This window comes from Gordonia bronchialis DSM 43247 (genome assembly GCF_000024785.1).
Lineage (GTDB): Bacteria > Actinomycetota > Actinomycetes > Mycobacteriales > Mycobacteriaceae > Gordonia > Gordonia bronchialis.
Map to the genome: position 1 here is coordinate 2,647,933 of NC_013441.1, position 18,559 is coordinate 2,666,491.

General features: G+C 69.3%; 16 protein-coding genes. 12 read left to right on the forward strand and 4 right to left on the reverse strand.

Features of this window, described 5'->3' with window-relative positions:
• Positions 1 to 37 precede the first annotated feature (37 nt).
• From GBRO_RS12305 to GBRO_RS12320, 4 genes are read left to right on the forward strand one after another with little or no spacing between them, the layout of a single operon-like run.
• Positions 38 to 796 carry an SDR family NAD(P)-dependent oxidoreductase gene (locus GBRO_RS12305; protein WP_012834271.1) on the forward strand — a complete coding sequence of 253 codons (759 nt, stop codon included), beginning with the start codon at positions 38 to 40 and terminating at the stop codon, positions 794 to 796.
• Positions 793 to 2,034: a bifunctional cobalt-precorrin-7 (C(5))-methyltransferase/cobalt-precorrin-6B (C(15))-methyltransferase gene (locus tag GBRO_RS12310; protein WP_012834272.1), complete on the forward strand. Its 1,242-nt coding sequence runs from the start codon at positions 793 to 795 to the stop codon at positions 2,032 to 2,034. Before GBRO_RS12305 ends, GBRO_RS12310 begins: the two co-directional genes overlap by 4 nt.
• The gene (gene cobM, locus GBRO_RS12315; RefSeq protein ID WP_012834273.1) at positions 2,031 to 2,810 is read left to right on the forward strand and encodes a precorrin-4 C(11)-methyltransferase; all 780 of its coding nucleotides are present in this window, start codon (positions 2,031 to 2,033) and stop codon (positions 2,808 to 2,810) included. Before GBRO_RS12310 ends, cobM begins: the two co-directional genes overlap by 4 nt.
• On the forward strand, positions 2,807 to 3,541 hold the full coding sequence (locus tag GBRO_RS12320) for a cobalt-precorrin-6A reductase (RefSeq protein ID WP_012834274.1): 735 nt from the start codon (positions 2,807 to 2,809) through the stop codon (positions 3,539 to 3,541). Before cobM ends, GBRO_RS12320 begins: the two co-directional genes overlap by 4 nt.
• Positions 3,542 to 3,642: 101 nt before the next feature.
• Here GBRO_RS12320 and GBRO_RS12325 read toward each other — a convergent pair whose 3' ends face one another.
• The 3 genes from GBRO_RS12325 to cobG all read right to left on the reverse strand — a co-directional run bounded on the left by GBRO_RS12325 (position 3,643) and on the right by cobG (position 7,050).
• Entirely contained in the window at positions 3,643 to 5,145 is a 1,503-nt protein-coding gene (locus GBRO_RS12325; protein ID WP_012834275.1) for a precorrin-2 C(20)-methyltransferase, read from the reverse strand.
• A complete protein-coding gene (locus GBRO_RS12330) occupies positions 5,142 to 5,768 on the reverse strand; it encodes a precorrin-8X methylmutase (protein ID WP_012834276.1) in 627 nt (208 codons plus the stop codon). Before GBRO_RS12330 ends, GBRO_RS12325 begins: the two co-directional genes overlap by 4 nt.
• Before the next feature lie 100 nt (positions 5,769 to 5,868).
• Positions 5,869 to 7,050: a precorrin-3B synthase gene (gene cobG / locus GBRO_RS12335; protein ID WP_052298264.1), complete on the reverse strand. Its 1,182-nt coding sequence runs from the start codon at positions 7,048 to 7,050 to the stop codon at positions 5,869 to 5,871.
• 212 nt (positions 7,051 to 7,262) lie between these two features.
• On the opposite strand from cobG, the gene cobN reads away from it, so the two are divergent.
• The 5 genes from cobN to GBRO_RS12360 all read left to right on the forward strand — a co-directional run bounded on the left by cobN (position 7,263) and on the right by GBRO_RS12360 (position 15,586).
• Positions 7,263 to 10,874: a cobaltochelatase subunit CobN gene (gene cobN / locus GBRO_RS12340; protein WP_012834278.1), complete on the forward strand. Its 3,612-nt coding sequence runs from the start codon at positions 7,263 to 7,265 to the stop codon at positions 10,872 to 10,874.
• Between the two features lie 92 nt (positions 10,875 to 10,966).
• A complete protein-coding gene (locus tag GBRO_RS12345; RefSeq protein ID WP_012834279.1) occupies positions 10,967 to 11,485 on the forward strand; it encodes an FxsA family protein in 519 nt (172 codons plus the stop codon).
• Positions 11,486 to 11,521: 36 nt separating this feature from the next.
• Positions 11,522 to 13,147 (forward strand): amidohydrolase, encoded by a 1,626-nt coding sequence (locus tag GBRO_RS12350; protein WP_012834280.1) that lies wholly within the window; start codon positions 11,522 to 11,524, stop codon positions 13,145 to 13,147.
• A gap of 50 nt (positions 13,148 to 13,197) precedes the next feature.
• Positions 13,198 to 14,784, forward strand: a complete 1,587-nt coding sequence (lnt, locus tag GBRO_RS12355; RefSeq protein WP_172491687.1) for an apolipoprotein N-acyltransferase — start codon at positions 13,198 to 13,200, stop codon at positions 14,782 to 14,784.
• Positions 14,768 to 15,586 (forward strand): polyprenol monophosphomannose synthase, encoded by an 819-nt coding sequence (locus GBRO_RS12360; RefSeq protein ID WP_012834282.1) that lies wholly within the window; start codon positions 14,768 to 14,770, stop codon positions 15,584 to 15,586. Before lnt ends, GBRO_RS12360 begins: the two co-directional genes overlap by 17 nt.
• Positions 15,587 to 15,610: 24 nt before the next feature.
• Here GBRO_RS12360 and GBRO_RS12365 read toward each other — a convergent pair whose 3' ends face one another.
• Positions 15,611 to 15,955 (reverse strand): RNA polymerase-binding protein RbpA, encoded by a 345-nt coding sequence (locus GBRO_RS12365; protein ID WP_012834283.1) that lies wholly within the window; start codon positions 15,953 to 15,955, stop codon positions 15,611 to 15,613.
• 229 nt (positions 15,956 to 16,184) lie between these two features.
• Here GBRO_RS12365 and GBRO_RS12370 point away from each other — a divergent pair, with 229 nt between their 5' ends.
• From GBRO_RS12370 to GBRO_RS12380, 3 genes are read left to right on the forward strand one after another with little or no spacing between them, the layout of a single operon-like run.
• Positions 16,185 to 16,466, forward strand: coding sequence for a hypothetical protein (locus GBRO_RS12370; RefSeq protein ID WP_012834284.1), 282 nt, complete (start codon positions 16,185 to 16,187; stop codon positions 16,464 to 16,466).
• Positions 16,463 to 17,587, forward strand: coding sequence for a DUF475 domain-containing protein (locus GBRO_RS12375; protein ID WP_012834285.1), 1,125 nt, complete (start codon positions 16,463 to 16,465; stop codon positions 17,585 to 17,587). The genes GBRO_RS12370 and GBRO_RS12375 overlap by 4 nt, the downstream gene beginning before the upstream one ends.
• A complete protein-coding gene (locus tag GBRO_RS12380; protein WP_012834286.1) occupies positions 17,584 to 18,417 on the forward strand; it encodes an adenylate/guanylate cyclase domain-containing protein in 834 nt (277 codons plus the stop codon). Before GBRO_RS12375 ends, GBRO_RS12380 begins: the two co-directional genes overlap by 4 nt.
• The last annotated feature ends 142 nt before the right edge of the window (positions 18,418 to 18,559 follow it).

Consider the following 18,559-nt stretch of genomic DNA (forward strand, 5'->3'; position numbering starts at 1 on the left):
GCCCGGAACCGATTGCTCCGGATGGAATACTGCTGGCATGCCCGCAACCCGCACCATCCTGCTCTTCGGCGGTCGTAGTGAGATCGGTGTCGCCCTCGCGCGGCGGCTCGCCGCGGGCCGTACCGTGGTGCTCGCCGCCCGCCGTCCCGATGACCTCGCCGAGCAGACCCGGGCTCTGCTCGATGCCGGCGCGACGGCCGTCCACACGGTCGCCTTCGACGCCGACGACACCGCGTCCCACCCCGACCTCGTCGACTCCCTGTTCGTCGAGCACGGGCCGATCGAGGCCGCCATCGTCGCCTTCGGCATCCTCGGGGATCAGGCGCGTGCCGAACGCGACGTGCAGCATGCCCTGCAGATCGCGCATACCGACTACCTCGCCCAGATCAGTGTGCTGACCCCACTCGCCAGTGCCCTGCGAGCACAGGGGTCGGGCACCATCGTGGTGTTCTCGTCGGTCGCCGGAATCCGGGTTCGGCGCGCCAACTATGTCTACGGTTCCACCAAGGCCGGACTCGACGGTTTTGCCAGTGGGCTCGCAGATGCGCTGCACGGCAGCGGTGTTCGCCTGTTGCTGGCCCGGCCGGGATTCGTGGTCGGCGCCATGACGGCCGAGCTGATGGCGTCGGGAACCAAGCCGGCGCCGCTGTCGGTCAACGCCGAACAGGTGGCCGACGCGGTGGCCCGCGCCTACCGCAAGGGGCGCGCCGAGGTGTGGATTCCGTGGTCGTTGCGTCCGCTGTTCGTGGGGATGCGTCTGCTGCCACGAGCGGTCTGGCGAAGGCTGCCCCGGTGATCGACAGCGGAGGGACCCCGCAGTTCGTGGTCGTGGGCATCGGGGCCGACGGATGGCCGGGCCTGTCGCAGCGCGCCCGCGACGAATTGTGTTCCGCGGAGGTCATCTTCGGCGCCCGGCGGCAACTCGATCTCCTCCGGCCGGTGCCGGACGACACGGTCCGGGCCGAGACCGTGCCGTGGGAGTCGCCGATGTCGGAACATCTCGTCCGGGTACTCGACGATCCCGGCCACCGGCAGATCCACATCCTGGCCAGCGGGGACCCGATGTTCCATGGCGTCGGCACCACTGTCGTCAATGCGGTCGGTGCCGCGCGCACCCGCATCATCCCCGCGGTATCGAGCGTGAGCCTGGCATGTGCACGCCTGGGGTGGGACCTCACCGGCGTCGGGATCGTCAGCCTGGTCACCGACGACGAGTCGGCCGTCCTCGCGGAGGCATCCCATGGGCGCAGGCTCCTGGTGCTCAGCCGCGATCAGCACAGTCCTGGCGCTGTGATCGGCGTCCTCGGGGCCGCCGGGTTCGGCGAGTCCACGATCACCGTTCTCGAACAGCTCGGTGGTCCACGCGAGAAGGTGGTGTCCGGTGTCGCCGGCACCTGGTCACATCCCCCCGGTGACCGATTGAACATCGTCGCCGTCGATTGCGTCGGGCCGTATCGCACCCGGGCTCCCGGCCGCGCCGACGCCGACTACCTGCACGACGGTCAGATCACCAAGTCCGCCCACCGCGCCCTCACCATCTGTGCTCTGGAACCTGCTGGGGGACAGACACTCTGGGACATCGGTGCCGGCTCCGGCAGCATCAGTGTGGAATGGTTGCGGGCCGCTGGGCGCGGGCATGCGGTGGCCTTCGAGCGCGATCCACACCGAGCCGGGCGGATCCGGGAGAACGCGAGACAGCACGGTGTCGCGTCGGCCATCACCGTTCTCGGTGGCGCCCCCGACGCGCTGGCCACCGCGCCCCGACCCGACGCGGTGTTCATCGGCGGCGGCCTCACCGAGACCGTCCTTGCCGCCGCCTTCGAGGCCCTGCGTCCCGGCGGACCTCTGGTGGTGAACGCGGTGACGGTGGAGAGTCAGGCCCTGGTGCTCGGCTGGCATCGACGGCACGGCGGAACGACGCGCAGGGTGATGATCGAGTCCGTCGAACCCCTGGGGTCGATGAACACCTGGCGCCCAGCGCTTCCCATCGTGCAATGGATTCTGCACAAACACGTCGACGGCGGGGCGCAATGACGGTCTACTTCATCGGCGCCGGACCGGGTGCGCCCGATCTGATCACCGTGCGCGGCGCCCGAATCCTGGGTCGATGCCGCACCTGCCTCTATGCGGGCTCGCTCGTGCCGCCCGAACTGCTCGATCTGTGTCCACCCGATGCGACCCTCGTCAACACCGCACGAATGCCGCTGGGTGACATCATCTCCCGGATCGTCGACGCGGATTCCTCTGGCCACGACATCGCGCGGCTGCATTCCGGCGATCTCTCCCTGTACTCGGCGCTCACCGAGCAACAGCGGGAACTGAGGGCGCGTGGTATCGGTTACGAGATCGTGCCCGGCGTACCGGCGTTCGCGGCCGCCGCCGCCGCCCTGGACGTGGAGCTCACGACACCCGGGGTCGGGCAGAGCCTGCTCATCACCCGGGTGTCCACCCTGTCGACCGACATGCCACCCGGCGAGGAGCTCTCGCGCCTCGCAGCAACCGGAGTCACCCTCGCGCTGCACCTCGCCGCTCATCGGGCCGAACAGATCGTCGATGCCCTCGCCCCGCATTACGGTGCCGAATGTCCTACGGCCACAGTCGCCTTCGCCAGCCGACCCGATCAGCAGGTGATCCGCTGTGCGCTGCGGGAGCTACCCGCAGCCCTCGCTGAGGCCGGGATTCGCCGGACCGCGGTGATCTTTGTCGGCCGCGTCCTCGATCCGCACACCCACCCCGGTGTCACCGACAGTTACCTGTACTCCCACGCCCGGATGGGTAAGCTCCGGTCGGATCCGGGGTCCGTGCAGTGAGCGGGCGTGTTCTCATCCTCGGTGGCACCGGCGAGGCACGGGATCTCGCCGCGCGGGCCCAGGCCGCGGGGATGGACGTCATCAGTTCCCTGGCCGGCCGCGTCCGCGACCCACGGCTACCCGTCGGCGAGGTTCGGATCGGCGGCTTCGGGGGAGTCGACGGATTGCGAACGTGGATCGGCGACAACATGATCCACGCCGTCGTCGACGCCACCCATCCCTTTGCCACGCGGATCACCGGCAACGCGGTCGCCGCGACGTCCGCAACCGACGTGCCGTTCCTCCGCCTGCGCCGACCACCCTGGACACCGGATCCCGCCGACGACTGGTCGTGCGTCCCCGACATCGCCGCGGCAGCAGATGAGATCGCCGGTCGTCGAGCACGCGTCCTGCTGACGACCGGCCGCCAGGACGTCGGTGCCTTCGCCGGGATCGACTCGGCATGGTTCCTCATCCGCGTCGTCGACCCACCGGAGGCGTCGTTGCCGCCCCACCATCAGATCCTGCGATCACGGGGACCGTACCACCTCGACGATGAGCGGAACCTGCTGCGCGACAACCGTATCGATGTCCTGGTGACCAAGAACAGCGGGGGCGGACTGACCCACTCGAAACTCGTCGCCGCACGTGAGCTCGGCGTCGAGGTGATCATGGTCGAGCGCCCGCCCGAACCGCCGGGAATCCGCGTGGTATCGAATGCGGCACAAGCGATGTCGTGGTTGACCAGCTGACTTCCGGTGTCCAGAGAGGTCACTGCTGAGCCGTCCGAGGTGGACCGATGCAGGCCGGTGTCCTCAGCGGTGACCCTGGTGGACCGGGTATCGCACCGCCATCAGCCCGGTGCATGCCGCGGCGTATAGACCAGCGCGCCGGCGGTACGTCCCACCGCGGTGGTCGCCGACGATCCGATGATCAGCAGGGTGCGCATGTCGACGCTCGCCGGATCGAGTTCGCCGACTGTGGTGGTGAGCACCGATTGGGTCGGACCGCCGACGTCGCGTCCCACCACCACCACACGGTCCTCGGAGATCCGTTCCAGCAGAAGCATTTTCAGCGCACCAACCTGCCAGCCACGGGCCGACGACCCGGGATTGTAGACGGCGATGACGAGGTCGGCGTCGAGCGCGGCGATGATACGGCGTTCGATCAGCTCCCATGGCTTGAGGCGGTCGGAGAGCGAGATGACCGCGAAGTCGTGACCCAGTGGGGCGCCGACGGTGGAGGCCACCGCCGTCGCGGCGGTCATACCCGGCACCACGCGAACGGGAACGTCGTGCCAGCGTGGCTCGGCGGCCACCTCGGCGACCGCCGCCGCCATCGCGAACACCCCGGGGTCACCGGAGGAGACCACCGCAACCCGCGCGCCGTGGGCGGCCAGATCGAGCGCGAACTCGGCCCGCTCGGCCTCCACCCGGTTATCGCTCGCATGCACCCGTTGACCCGGTCGCGTCGTCACCCGGCGCAAGTAGGTCGTGTAGCCGACGAGATCGGTCGCGGCGGCGAGTTCGGCGCGAACCTGCGGCGTCGTCCACAGATCGTGACCAGGTCCCAATCCGACGACGACCACCTCGCCCGTCGAGTCGCCGACCGCAGGATCCTGTTCGGCGAAACGGGGATTGTTGCGGCGGCCGGCTACGACGACGATCGAGAAGTACGGCACCCGGGTCGAATCCACCTCCGCGGCCGGCTCCACTCGCTGCACGGTGGTGGACGCTCGTTCGACGTACCATGCCTCGTCGAGCCGACCGGTGGCCCGCAGCGCCTCGCGTACCCGGTCGAAGGTTCTGCCGAGCTTAATAACCACGATCGCGTCCGCGGAGGCGAAACGGAACCGCAGTTCCTCCGCCGACGCGGTGCCGGGTACCACCGTGAGGGTCTCGTCGCCTTCGACCAGTGGCACACCGGTGGCTGCCGACGCGGCACTCACCGAGGTGACCCCGGGAATGATCTCGGCCTCGAACTCGTCCGCGAGCCGTTTGTGCATGTGCATATACGAGCTGTAGAAGAGCGGATCACCCTCGGCGAGCAGCGCTACATCGCGACCCGCTCGCAGATGGGCGGCGAGCGTCCGGGCGCTCTCGGCGTAGAAGTCGTCCAGCGCGCCCTGATAGCCACGCGGATGATCGGTGGTCTCGGTGGTCACCGGATACATCAGGCGTTCCTCGCTCTGCCCGCCCGTCAGATAGGGCTCGGCGACCGAGCGCGCGATGCTGTTCCCGTGCCGCGCACAGTGATAGGCGATCACATCGGCCTCGGCAATGGCTCGTGCCGCCTTCACCGTGACCAATTCGCTGTCCCCGGGTCCCAGGCCGACGCCCCACAGTTTTCCGGTCATACCTCGCTCGCATTCGCGAGGGCGTTGAGAGCGGCTGCCGTGATCGCCGAACCGCCCCGGCGTCCGGTGACGGTGATGAACTCGAGATCGGTCCGCTCAGCCAGAGCCGCACAGGATTCCGCGGCCCCGACGAAACCGACCGGGGCACCCACTATTGCTGCCGGACGCGGCGCACCCTCGTCGATGAGGTCGAGCAGGGCGAACAGCGCCGTCGGCGCGTTACCGATCGCCACCACGGAGCCCTCGAGTCGCGGCAACCAATACTGGAGGGCCGCAGCAGTTCTCGTGGTGCCCATCTCGTCGGCGAGCGCCGGCAATCCCGGCTCGCCGAGGTAGCACACGACGTCATTGTCGGCCGGCAGTCGCTTGCGGGTCACGCCGGCAGCGACCATCGAGGCGTCGCACAGGATCGGGGCCCGCGCGGCGAGTGCCGCACGTGCGGCGACAACGACCCCGTCGGTGGCGACCACATCAGCCGGCAGATCCGTCTGTCCGCAGGCATGGATCATCCGTACAACGACGGTTGCCACGTCCGGGGCGAATGCCGAGAGGTCCGCCTCATCGCGGATGGTTGCGAAGGACTGCCGGTAGATCGCGGCACCGTCACGCAGGTAGTCAGTCATGGTGGCGTCAGTGTAGCCAGCGCCGCCTTCTGACCCGATCGTCGCGTGCATGGGTAGGTGGGGTAGGCACGAAAACTGCTCGACCGGCGGATAGGGCGGTTCAACCCGCGGTGGTGGAGCCGGGTCGTGGGTGGGTTCGGTATCCGTCGGGTTCGGCCTCCACGCGAAGATGCTGTGTGGCAGGTGATCCGCAACCGCGGCCGCACCCCACCCAGTGCTCGCGTACGGTGACCGGGGCGCCGTCGCGAACCCGGGCGAGCAGATCGTCACGAACCGGTGCGAGGCCGCTGGCGCACCCCGGGGCCCCGGCGCAGCAGCTCACCAGCGCCCACGGGGACGCGGCGTCGAAGATGAGTCCCATCGGAGCGAGCACGCGCACAACGGTTTCCGCGACTGCTTCGGAGAGATCGCAGATGAGGATCTCCCGGTCCGGGGTGATGATGATCGGCGTGTCGATCGCGGCGAGGAACTCGGCCAGTCGCGACGGGATCCGAGCGAGTTCGACCACTGCACCGAGCATGACGGCGCCGTCGTCCTGGTCGAACCAGCCGACCACCGGTCCCGCGGCGTCGCCGAGGTCGAGATCGCGACGAATGGGCTCGTTCAGGCCGGCCCGTGCTCTCTCACCGAGCCCGGCCAGCGTCTCGGCGTCGAGATCGGATATCCGCCACGCCGTGCCCGCCACAGCCGCGAACTCGCGCGCGACGCCGAGCATCGCGGCGACCACGGCATCGGTCCCGACGGCCGACCCCCACGTCTCTCCGGCCACCACGATGTCGACCGCCGGACCACGCTCGGTGGTCATGCGGGCAACCGCGCACACGTCGGGATCCCGCCGCAGGATGTCGCCGCGGCCGTCGTCGAGGCCGAACAGGAACCGGCCCGACAGCGAGGCGAGCCGATCGTCGGCCCGCAAGGCCTCGTCGAGCGGTGCGATCAGGGCGCGGACGTCGCCGATGCCACCAATGCGTCCGCTGAGCGGGCCGGCCGCGATGTTGCGCACCTTCTCATGGGTTGCACTCGGCACCAGCCCCGCCTCGAGGACGATCTCCGCAACCGCGTCCACGTCGGTGATCCCGCGCAGCTGGATGTTCGCGCGGGCCGTCAGCTCGAGATGGCCGTCGCCGAACTCGGCGGCGGCACGAGCGAGATGGGCGAGCTGCGGGCCGGTGATCTCCCCACCGGGCAGCCGAATCCGGGCCAGGTGCCCGTCGGCCGCCGCGTGCGTGCTGAACACGCCGGGGCAGCGATCGGTGACAGATCGACCAGGGGACTGGCTCACCTGTTCAGGGTACGGCGGGACCAGAAACGCGATGCCCTAGGCTTGACGCACCGAGAGCGACAGAAGCCGGTGCGAGTCCGGCGCGGTCGCGCCACTGTGACGGCGCCCCGAACCGGAACCCCGGGGTACCGAAGCCAGACCTGCGCCCCCGGCACCGACGTCATCCACGGCACGCCACGACATCCGGGCGCGACATCCCGGCGAGGAGAACCATGATCCTGCTGCTCTCGACCTCCGACACCGACCTGCTCACCGCAGCGGCGGCCGCCGAACGCGACGGGGTCGAGCTCACCGGCGCCAACCCGTCGCGCATCCTCGTCGACGACATCCCCGGACTCGCCGACTCCGCCGACATCGTCGTGGTGCGCATCCTGGGTGGCACCCGGGCGTGGGAGGACGGGCTGGCGGCGGTGGCCGCCACCGGCAAACCGCTCGTCGTCTGCTCCGGTGAGCAACAGCCCGATCCGGACCTGATGGCGCACTCGACGGTCCCGGCGGGAGTCGTGGCGCAGGCCCACAACTATCTGGCCGCGGGCGGCGTCGCCAACCTGGTCGCCCTGCACAACTTTCTGTCCGACACCGTGTTGCTGACCGGCCTCGGTTTCGATCCGCCGGTGCAGACACCCGCATGGGGGACACTCGAACGGCGCGGACGCGACGATCTGCCCGTCTCCGCACCCACGATCGCTGTGCTCTACTACCGCGCCCAGCACCTCGCCGGGAACACCCGCTACGTCGACGCCCTCTGCGCCGCCATCGAGGACCGCGGCGCCCGAGCGCTGCCGGTGTTCTGCGCATCGCTGCGAACCGCGCCCGACGACCTCATCGAACTCCTCGGTACCGCCGACGCCCTGGTGGTGACGGTGCTCGCCGCCGGTGGTGCCACCCCGGCCACCGCGTCGGCCGGCGGCGACGACGAGGCCTGGAACATCGAACGCCTTGCCGCCCTGGACATCCCGATCCTGCAGGGACTCTGCCTGACCGGCTCACGGGAGGACTGGGCGAGTAGTGACGACGGGCTCTCTCCGCTCGACGTGGCCACCCAGGTGGCGGTGCCCGAATTCGACGGCCGCATCATCACGGTTCCGTTCTCGTTCAAGGAGTTCGACGACGACGGGTTGCCCTGGTACCAGCCCGACCCGGAACGCTGCGCGCGGGTGGCCGGTATCGCGGTGGCCCATGCCCGCCTGCGGACGATCGCGCCCGCCGAGCGTCGTATCGCGATCATGCTCTCGGCGTATCCCACCAAACACGCGCGCATCGGCAACGCCGTCGGCCTCGACACCCCGCGGAGCCTGTTGCGGCTCCTCGAAGCCCTGCGCGACGCCGGGTACCACCTCGGTGAGACACCCATTCCCGGTGTCGCCGAAGATGATTCGGACGCGCTCATTCACGCCGTCATCGATGCCGGTGGGCAGGATCCGGACTGGCTCACCGAGGAAGCCCTGGCCGCCAACCCGATCCGGATGCCGGCCGCCGACTATCGGGACTGGTATGCGACGCTGCCCGCCGCGCTGCGGTCGGGAATGGAGGAGCACTGGGGTCCCGCACCCGGCGAGCTGTTCGTGGATCGTTCCCGAAATCCCGACGGCGACATCGTGATAGCTGCCCTGACTTTCGGCAACATCGTCATCATGGTGCAGCCGCCGCGCGGCTTCGGCGAGAATCCGGTCGCGATCTATCACGACCCCGACCTCCCGCCGTCGCATCACTACCTCGCGAGTTACCGGTGGCTGGCCGCGCAGACCGGGTTCAACGCCGACGCCGTCGTCCACGTCGGCAAACACGGCAACCTCGAGTGGCTGCCCGGGAAGACTCTCGGCATGTCCGCCGAGTGCGGCACCGATGCCGCGCTCGGTGATCTGCCGCTGATCTATTCCTTCCTGGTCAACGATCCCGGCGAGGGCACGCAGGCCAAGCGACGTGCGCACGCCGTGCTGGTCGATCATCTGATCCCGCCGATGGCGCGTGCCGAGTCCTACGGTGACATCGCTCGACTCGAGCAGCTGCTCGATGAGCACGCCAACATCTCCGCGCTGGACCCGGCCAAGCTGCCCGCAATCCGCCAGCAGATCTGGACTCTGCTGACCGCGGCCAAGATGGACCACGACCTCGGTCTGGCCGAACGACCCGACGAAGACGTCTTCGACGACATGTTGTTGCACGTCGACGGCTGGCTCTGCGAGATCAAGGACGTGCAGATCCGCGACGGGCTGCACGTGCTGGGTGAGCCGCCCCGCGACGACGCGGAGGTCGACCTGGTGCTGGCGATGTTGCGGGCCCGCCAGCTGTGGGGCGGAACCAGCGCGTTGCCGGGTCTGCGTGAGGCGCTCGGCCTCGTCGAGGACGGCGCGCAGGCACGTGGCGATGTCGATGCCGTCGAGACACTGGCGCGTGAACTCGTGGCCGCGTGCGCCAAGGGGGAGTGGAGCGAGGATGCGGTGGCCCGGGCCGCCGACGGCCATCCGGCCGCCGTGGCCGATGTGCTGGGCTTCGCCGCCCGGGAAGTGGTGCCGAGACTGCGCCAGACGACCGGGGAGATCCCGCGGGTACTGCACGCTCTCGATGGCGGGTTCATCCCGGCCGGACCGAGCGGATCGCCGCTGCGCGGACTGATCAACGTGCTGCCCACCGGCCGCAACTTCTACTCGGTGGACCCCAAGGCGGTTCCGTCGCGACTCGCCTGGGAGACCGGCCGCGCGATGGCCGACTCGCTGCTCGAGCGCTACCTGACCGACCACGGCCACCATCCGGCGTCGGTCGGATTGTCGGTGTGGGGAACGAGCGCCATGCGGACCTCCGGCGACGACGTCGCCGAAGTGCTCGCGCTGCTCGGCGTGATGCCCGTCTGGGACGAGGCATCACGACGGGTGACCAGTCTGGAACTCATCGACCTCGCCGAACTCGGCCGGCCCCGCATCGACGTCACCGTCCGCATCTCCGGCTTCTTCCGGGATGCGTTCCCGCATGTCGTGACGATGCTCGACGACGCGGTGGCGCTCGCCGCGGCCGCTGACGAGCCCGACGACCAGAACTTCGTCGCCGCGCATGTCCGGGCATCGCTCGCCGACCACGGCGACCACCGGCGGGCCATCACGCGCGTCTTCGGGTCCAAACCCGGAACCTACGGGGCGGGCCTGCTGCAGCTGATCGACTCGCGCGACTGGCGCAGCGACGAGGACCTCGCCCGCGTCTACACCGAATGGGGCGGTTACGCCTACGGCCGCGACCTCGCGGGTGTGCCCGCCGTCGACGACATGCGCTCGGCCTACCGTCGGATCGCGGTCGCGGCCAAGAACACCGACACCCGTGAACACGACATCGCCGACTCCGACGACTACTTCCAGTACCACGGCGGCATGGTCGCCACCGTGCGCGCGCTGACCGGCACCGCCCCGGATGCCTACATCGGCGACAGCACCCGCCCCGACGCGGTGCGCACCCGCACCCTGTCGGAGGAGACCAGCCGGGTCTTCCGGGCCCGGGTGGTCAATCCGCGCTGGATCTCGGCGATGCAGCGCCACGGCTACAAGGGTGCCTTCGAGATGGCGGCCACCGTCGACTATCTCTTCGGCTACGACGCCACCACCGGTGTGGTCGCGGACTGGATGTACGAGAAGCTGACCGAGGCCTACGTGCTGGACGAGGCGAATCAGCAGTTCATGCAGCAGTCGAATCCGTGGGCGCTGCACGGCATCGCCGAACGCCTGCTGGAAGCCGCCGAACGCGACCTGTGGGAGGCGCCGCCCACCGCGATGCTCGATGCGTTGCGCTCGGTGTACCTGCAGGCCGAAGGCGAGATCGAGGGCCGGGGAACCGACTGAGGGGTCCGGTTCGTTGCACGGGGGAGACTTCGATGAGGTTCCCCCGGACGCAGACGTGCCGGTGCGCGGACCTCGCAGAAAGGCAGGAAGCCATGCGCCTGCGTCACATGTTCTTCGTCTATGTGGTGGCGGAGTTGGCCGCCTTCGTCGCCATCGGGATGACCCTGGGCTTCGGTTGGGCCATTCTCATCAGTCTGGCCGCCGGGTTGCTCGGACTCGTGATCCTGCAATGGCAGGGCCGCAAGGTGTTCGGTCAGCTGCGCAGCGCGTCGCGCAACGAGGTCGACCCGGCCGGACCATTGGCCGACAGCGCCCTGTTCGCCGTGGCGACCGTGTTGCTGATCGTGCCCGGAGTGGTGTCGACCGCCGTCGGCGTCCTGATGCTGGCCCCACCGGTCCGCACACTGGCCCGTCCGGCCATCGTCGCGGTGGGTGCGCGGCGCGTGGCGACCGCGATGGATCGGGCGGGGGTGTACGCGACCGGTGTCTATCGGGGCGGCGTCGCAGGTGGTGACGTGATCGACGGGACCGTCGTCGACTCGGACCCGGCCCGGACTTCGCGGACCTCGCCGCCGTCGGGTGTCGCCGGGCAGCTGCCGCAGGGCCGCTGAGGATCACCGCGCCCGCGCAGGGCAGACTTGACCACCGTGCCGACCGAACTGCTCCTCGGCGGAGCCGTGTACTCCGCAACCGTGCCCCATGGGACCGCGATTGCCGTCACCGACGGCATGGTGGTGTGGGTCGGTAGTGACGACGTCGGACGGGCGTTGCACCCCGACGCGCACGTCACCGACCTGGGCGGCCGGTTCGTGGCACCCGCCTTCGTCGACTCCCACGTCCACCTCACCTCGACCGGGCTCGCGCTCCTGGGGCTGACCCTCAACGACGCCACCGGTCGTCGGGACTGTCTGGCCCGGGTCGGCGCTGCGGTACCCGGCCTCGACGACGGCGAGGTCCTCTGGGGACTCGGGTGGGACGATTCCACCTGGTCGGGGCCCGATGCCGACGACCGGCGGTTCCCGACGACCTCGGAACTCGACGCGGTGGCCGACAACCGCCCGGTCTATCTGGCCCGCATCGACGAGCATTCCGCGGTGGCCTCCACCGCGCTGCGCCGGCTGGTCCCGGACCTGGAGCAGGCTGCCGGCTATCACCCGGAGGAGCCGCTGACCGCCGAGGCCCACCACCTGGTCCGGGGCGCGGCCCGGCAGCTGCTCACCCCGGCACACCGCGCCCGCGCCCAGCGGCGCGCGCTCGACCTCGCCGCCTCCCGGGGTGTGGTGGCCGTGCACGAGAACGGCGGCCCCGACATCAGTGGGCTCGACGACTTCCTGGCCCTCGCCGACCTCGCCCACCCGGTCGAGGTGCGTCGCTACTGGGGACAGGCGGTCAGCGACGCCGACCACGCCGCCGAACTGGCCGCGATCACCCGGGCCGACGCGCTCGGGGGTGACCTTTTCATCGACGGCGCCATCGGATCGCACACCGCGTGGCTCACCGAGCCGTACGCCGACGACCCACAGAGCATCGGCATCTGCTACCTCGACCGCGAGGCGATCCGCACCCATGTGCGCGCCTGCACCCAGGCCGGCATCCAGGCAGGTTTCCACGTCATCGGCGACGCCGGTACCGAGGCGGTGGTGAGCGTCTTCGACGAGCTCGCCACCGAACTCGGTACGCCCGCCCTGGCACGCTGCGCCCATCGCCTCGAGCACGCCGAGATGGTGTCGGCCGCACAGGCCGACGTCTTGGCCCGCTGCGGCGTCATCGCGAGCATGCAACCGCTGTTCGATGCGGCCTGGGGCGGTCCCGGTGAGCTCTACTCCCAGCGTCTGGGCGACCACCGTGCTCCCGGCCTCAACGACTTCGCCATGCTGGCCAAAGCCGGTGTGGCGCTGTCCTTCTCGTCGGACGCCCCGGTGACCGACATCGACCCGTGGGCCACCATCCGCGCGGCGGTGCACCACCATCGGCCACGCAACGCCATCTCCGCGCGCGGCGCGTTCGCCGCCTGCACCCGGGGTGGCTGGCGGGCCGGCGGCATCAACGACGGCCTGACCGGAACCCTGGAACCGGGCGCCCGGGCCGCCTACGCCATCTGGAACGTCGAGGACATGGTGGTCGCCGGGTCGCATGCCGGCGTCGCGCGGTGGTCCACCGACCCTCGCTCACGTGTGCCCGCCCTGCCCGACGTCGCTCCCGACGCATCCCTGCCCACCTGTGTGCGGACGGTGCACCGCGATCGCATCGTCTTCGACCGGGGCGAACTGTGAGCCGAATCTGGGTGCTGCGCACCGCGGTCGCGGCGGTCGCCGGGATCGCGATGTGGGCGGCGTTCCCGCCGCACACCTGGTGGTTCTGTGCGGTCATCGGCACCGGATTGCTGTTCGGTGTGCTCAGCATCGGGCGACCGCGGGCGCGTACCGGAGCCTGGCTGGGCTTCGTGTTCGGTCTCGGTTTCTTCGTTCCGCTGCTGCCGTGGATCGGCGTCTACGTCGGTCCACTGCCCTGGCTGGCACTGGCCGTCGTCCTCGCCGTCTATCAGGCACTGTTCGGGGTCATCGCCGTCATCACCATGCGGCTGGGCTGCCCGCCACTGTGGTTCACCGTGTCCTGGGTATTCGTCGAAGCACTGCGATCGGGTTTCCCGTTTGGTGGATTCCCGTGGGGGAGAGCAGCATTCAGTCAGGTCGACGGGCCGCTGCTGCCACTGGCGTCCGCCTTCGGCGCACCGGGGGTGTCGGCCGGCGTCGCGCTCTTCGGCTCGGGCGTCGTCTGGTTGCTCGCGGTGCTCTACCGCGCCTACCGGACCAGCGGGCAACCCGGCGGTCCCGGTGTCCGGGTGGCGTTCCTGGCTGTCGTCGTGGCCCTGCTCGCGCCGATGTCCGCGATCGCGCTCACCCCGTCGACGCTGGAGAAGACCGTGTCGTCCTCCTCGACCAAGGTCGCGGCGATCCAGGGCAACGTGCCCCGGCTCGGTCTCGAATTCAATGCGCAGCGTCGCGCGGTCCTCGACAACCATGTACGCACGACATATGCGCTCGCCGCCGCGGTGGACGCCGGTACCGCCGAACGCCCCGACATCGTCTTCTGGCCAGAGAACGCCTCGGACATCTCGCCGCTGACCAACGCCGACGCCGCAGCCGTGATCACCGCGGCGTCCATCGCCGTCGGGGCGCCGATCCTCGTCGGCACCCTGGTGCGCAACGCGGACGGACGGCCCACCAACACCGTTCTGGTGTGGGACGGGCAGCGTGGACCGATCGACCGCTACGACAAACACATCGTGCAGCCGTTCGGTGAGTATCTACCGTGGCGACCCTTCTTCCGGATGTTCTCCTCGTATGCGGACATGGCCGGTAACTTCGCGCCCGGGACCGGCAGTTCGGCCGTGATGGTGCCCACTCGATCCGGGAATGTCGACGTCGGTATCGCGACCTGCTGGGAGGTGGCCTTCGACCGGGCCGCGCGCGATGCCGTGGACGACGGCGCACAGATCCTGTTCGTCCCGACCAACAACGCCACCTTCGGCCGGTCCACCATGACCTACCAGCAGCTGGCCATGTCGCAGGTGCGGGCCGTCGAGCACGGGCGGGCCGTGGTGGTCGCCGCAACGAGCGGCGTCAGTGCCATCGTCGAACCCGATGGCACAATGACGTCACAGTCGGGCGTGTTCACCTCCGCGGTGCTGGCCAATCGCCTACCACTGCACGAGGGCCGCACGTTGGCGACCCGGCTCGGGGACTGGCCGCAGACCGTCGCCGTGGTCGTTGCACTGGTGGGGCTTTTGGTTGCGATCAGGCGGCGTACTAGGTTCACAGACGGACCACGGGTCCCACCGGCGGCAACGCAGCCCGCCACGGTGAGGCCCTCCGGTGAGACAAAGGAGCTCGATGGCATCGGGGAGTGACGCTACGTCCGGGACGGGACATCCCGACGATGCACGGCAGCGGATCGTCGCCGACGACGGCGCCGGGGCGCTTGTCGTGGTGCCCACGTTCAACGAGCGCGACAACCTGCCGGCGATCATCAAACGTCTGCACACAGCTCTCCCGGGCACCCATGTCCTGGTAGTCGACGATTCCAGCCCGGACGGTACCGGCCGGGTCGCCGACGAACTCGCCGCCGCCGACGATGCGGCCCGCATCCACGTCCTGCACCGGGTCGAGAAGGACGGCCTCGGCCGGGCCTACCTCGCCGGATTCGCCTGGGGGCTGGCGCGCGACTATCAGGTCATCATCGAGATGGACGCCGACGGCAGTCACGCCCCCGAGCAACTCCACCGCCTGCTCAACGGCATCAACGAGGGTGCCGACCTCGTCATCGGATCGCGCTACGTGCCCGGTGGCAGACTCGTGAACTGGCCCAAACGACGCGAGTTCCTGTCGCGCGGGGCCAACACCTACGCGCGGCTGGCTCTGGGAGCCCAAGTCCACGACATCACCGCAGGTTATCGCGCCTATCGGCGGATCGTGTTGGAGAAGATCGCGCTCGACACGATCGAGTCGGCGGGCTACTGCTTCCAGATCGACCTGGCATGGCGAACCGTGCGCGCCGGTTTCGACGTGCGTGAGGTGCCCATCACCTTCACCGAACGCGAAGTCGGTGAATCCAAGATGAGCGGCGGCGTGATGACCGAGGCCTTCACGATGGTCGCGCGGTGGGGTATCGCCGGCCGGCTGGAGAAATGGGGAATCGGTCGCTCGCGCTGAGAGCGCGAGCGACCTACACCACCACTAGTTGGTGACGCCCTTACGGCGCTGCTTGAGCAGGTCGAGACGCTCGTTGAGCAGCACCTCGAGCTCCTCCTCGCTGCGGCGTTCGAGCAGCATGTCCCAGTGGGTACGCGGCGGCTTGACCTTCTTCTCCTCGGGCTCGGCGCCCTCGAGGATGGTGCCCTCCATGCCATTCTTGCACGGCCACTTCGACGGCACCTCGGCCTCGTCGGCGAAGGGGACGTCGAAGATCTCACCGTTGTCGGTGCGGTACTGGACGATGCGACGGGGCGCGAGGTCGTGGTCGCGATCGGTCTCGTAGCTCACCGCACCGAGGCGGCTACCCCGAAGTACTCGATCTGCCATGGAAATGTCCTCCAGCTTTCGTCGACTGAAATCTCGATCTCGATTGTCTCGGCGGCACTGCTCGGCCTGGTGCTCACGACCGGCGACAGTGTCGTCAACAGACCCATGCTACCCGCCCGACACCCGCCGGACGCTGCACGCGCACGCACATACGGCGCGGTAGGTTTGCCATGTGGAATCCACCCGCCGTCGTCAGCGCCCGTACGCGTGCGCGTGGTGTGGGCGGACCATGGTGGACTCCGAGCTCGGCCGGCGTCGAAAGTACTGCAAACGATCGTGCCGGCAGCGCGCCTACGAGCAGAGAACGCTGGTCGAGGGCACGGCTATTCCCGCCGACGCGATCATCCTCTCCGCAGCCGAGGCGGCCGACCTCGGCGATCGATTGTTCGCCCTGCGGTGCGCGGCCGAGGACCTCGACACCGCGCTCGCCGAACAGGCCGACACCGCGACGCTGACCGAACTCGCCGCCGAGGTGGTCTCCCTGGCCCGGGAAGCCGAGAAGTTGCGTTGACGATCCGCATCTTCGGATTGTCCGCGGTCGTGACACTGCTCGCGCTGGCCGTCGCCTTCGCCTATCGGGGATGGACCGGGCTCGCACTGTGCGCCATCCTCGGTGTCCTCGAGGTGTCGCTGTCCTTCGACAACGCCGTGATCAACGCGACGATCCTCGAGCGGATGAGCGAGTTCTGGCAGCGCATGTTCCTCACCGTCGGCGTCATCATCGCCGTCTTCGGGATGCGCCTGTTCTTCCCGCTCGCCATTGTCTGGGTGACCGCGGGTCTCGATCCGGCCGATGCCTTCCGGCTCGCGATGAATCCGCCCGCCGACGGCAGCGAGTACTTCGCCGACGGCAGTCCCAGCTACGAGACGATCCTGCACGACGCGAACCCGCAGATCGCGGCGTTCGGTGGGATGTTCCTGCTCTTGCTGTTCCTCAACTTCGTGCTGAGCGACCGCGAGAACACCTGGCTGACCTGGTTCGAACGTCCGCTCGCCGCGCTCGGCAAACTCGATCAGCTCGCGGTCGTCATCGCGGCCGCGGCGTTGCTGGCGGTGGCCCAGTTCCTCGCCGCCGAGGACAAGCGGGCGACGGTCCTCGTCGCCGGCCTGCTCGGCATCATCACCTACATCCTGGTCGACGGCCTGAGTTCCCTGTTCGCCGGGCAGGGCCACGACCGTGCCGCCGGATCCGGCGACGGATCCGGCGGTGCGACCGGTCCGACGGCGGTCACCAGGGCAACCGGCAAAGCCGGGTTCTTCCTGTTCCTCTACCTCGAGGTACTCGACGCGTCGTTCTCCTTCGACGGCGTGATCGGTGCCTTCGCGATCACACCGGACCCGATCATCATCGCACTCGGCCTCGGCTTCATCGGCGCGATGTTCGTCCGGTCCATCACGATCTTCCTCGTCCGCAAGGGCACCCTGGCGGAGTATCGCTACCTCGAACACGGTGCGCACTGGGCCATCGGTGCACTCGCGGTGATCCTGCTGACCAGCGTCAAGGTGCACATCCCCGAGATCATCACCGGCCTGATCGGCGTCGCCTTCATCGGCGCCGCACTGCTGAGCAGCATCCGGGCCAATCGACGTGACTCCCGCGCGAACGTCGTACGACTAGGCTCCCAGGCGTGAGCGCCCACAAGGGTTCAGATCCGGCCGGTTCAGATCCACCGGCGTCCCCCGAGGACCGCGCCGGCGCGGACGTCACGCCGGCGCGCCGCGCATCGGAGTTCCTGGCGCGGACCAATGCCAGCGATGGTGCCGTCAAGGCCGCCCGGGCCGCCCGGCGGCTCCTGCCCGAGGCCCCGCCACCCACCGCGGGCGACCGCGCCTCGGCACGCCTGGCGCGGTTGATCGGAGAGGCCGGGTCCGAGCGGCCCAGTGCCGTCCGCGAACTCGGGCTCGCGACGGTGCAGGTCTGGCAGTCGCTGGTCCGGCGCGGTCCACGCACCGACCGGCCGGTCCCGGCGACCATCCTGTTCACCGATCTGGTGAACTTCTTCACGTGGGCGCTGCGCGTCGGTGACGAACAAGTGCTCCGGCTGCTCGCCGAGGTCAACGACGTCACGCGGACCGTGGTGGTCCGCCGCGGCGGCACCATCGTCAAACACCTCGGGGACGGGGCCATGGCCGTGTTCACCGACGGAACCGAGGCGATCGAGGCGGGGTACGAGACGATCTGCGCGGTGAGCGCGCTCACCATCGACGGCTACCGTCCGCAACTCCGGGCGGGCGTGCACACCGGAACCCCGCGCGCGGTCGGCGACGACTACCTCGGTGTCGACGTGAACATCGCGGCGCGGGTCGCCGCGGCCGCCGGCCCGGGGGAGTTGCTCGCGAGCGCCGACACGCTCGACGTCGCCGAGGCCGATCGGTACGTCCGGCGCCGGCGCCGGTTCAAGGCCAAAGGGGTGCCCGCCGACCTCGAGGTCTACTCGGTCATTCCCCGCTATTCGGACTGATCACGCCCCGCGTTCGGCTCGTGTTCGCACACCGCATGACACGATTGCGATCATTGTGGATAGCACGCTGTTATCTGTCGCGCGACCGGTGTACAAAGGACCTCGACAGGGCCTCGGCGGTGGTGGGCGCCTCGCTCTCGAG

Excerpts from the sequence above, each read along its gene's own strand:
- GBRO_RS12305 (WP_012834271.1), top strand. The coding sequence starts at position 38 with ATGCCCGCAACCCGCACCATCCTGCTCTTCGGCGGTCGTAGTGAGATC.
- cobM (WP_012834273.1), top strand. The coding sequence starts at position 2,031 with ATGACGGTCTACTTCATCGGCGCCGGACCGGGTGCGCCCGATCTGATC.
- GBRO_RS12325 (WP_012834275.1), bottom strand. The coding sequence starts at position 5,145 with ATGACCGGAAAACTGTGGGGCGTCGGCCTGGGACCCGGGGACAGCGAA.
- GBRO_RS12330 (WP_012834276.1), bottom strand. The coding sequence starts at position 5,768 with ATGACTGACTACCTGCGTGACGGTGCCGCGATCTACCGGCAGTCCTTC.
- cobN (WP_012834278.1), top strand. The coding sequence starts at position 7,263 with ATGATCCTGCTGCTCTCGACCTCCGACACCGACCTGCTCACCGCAGCG.
- GBRO_RS12345 (WP_012834279.1), top strand. The coding sequence starts at position 10,967 with ATGCGCCTGCGTCACATGTTCTTCGTCTATGTGGTGGCGGAGTTGGCC.
- lnt (WP_172491687.1), top strand. The coding sequence starts at position 13,198 with ATGTGGGCGGCGTTCCCGCCGCACACCTGGTGGTTCTGTGCGGTCATC.
- GBRO_RS12360 (WP_012834282.1), top strand. The coding sequence starts at position 14,768 with ATGGCATCGGGGAGTGACGCTACGTCCGGGACGGGACATCCCGACGAT.
- GBRO_RS12365 (WP_012834283.1), bottom strand. The coding sequence starts at position 15,955 with ATGGCAGATCGAGTACTTCGGGGTAGCCGCCTCGGTGCGGTGAGCTAC.
- GBRO_RS12370 (WP_012834284.1), top strand. The coding sequence starts at position 16,185 with ATGGTGGACTCCGAGCTCGGCCGGCGTCGAAAGTACTGCAAACGATCG.